Annotated in this window: 1 protein-coding gene; it reads left to right on the plus strand. The window is 61.5% G+C overall.

The annotated features are described in order from the left end of the window. The coding region (locus D7X55_RS47050; protein ID WP_304988942.1) for a DnaB-like helicase C-terminal domain-containing protein at nt 1–201 on the plus strand (201 nt) is incomplete at its 5' end. Nucleotides 202–413: the final 212 nt, after the last annotated feature.

Consider the following 413-nt stretch of genomic DNA (forward strand, 5'->3'; position numbering starts at 1 on the left):
ATCGAGCAGGACGCGGACATGATCGTGTTCATCTACCGCGACGACTACTACAACAAGGAAAACTCGCCGGACAAGGGCCTGGCCGAGATCATCATCGGCAAGCACCGTGGTGGCCCGACCGGCTCGTGCAAGCTGAAGTTCTTCGGCGAGTACACCCGCTTCGACAACCTGGCCCACGATTCGGTCGGCTCGTTCGAATAACGGCCATGCCGGCCGCTGGCCGGCAATCGCCTTCCGGACGGTAAACCATTCGGAACGCAAGGATTCCGCATGTGGCGTGTAAATGACATGTAACGCGCCGCTTCTACGATTCCGCCGCTGCTGCCCTTCGACGCCGCCCTTCGGCGTCCAGCGTGCCCAAGGAATCCACCTCCATGTCGTCCCACGCTTCGCATCGCCGCAATCTGCTGGCC

This window comes from Corallococcus sp. AB049A, from assembly GCF_003668885.1.
GTDB lineage: Bacteria > Myxococcota > Myxococcia > Myxococcales > Myxococcaceae > Corallococcus > Corallococcus interemptor.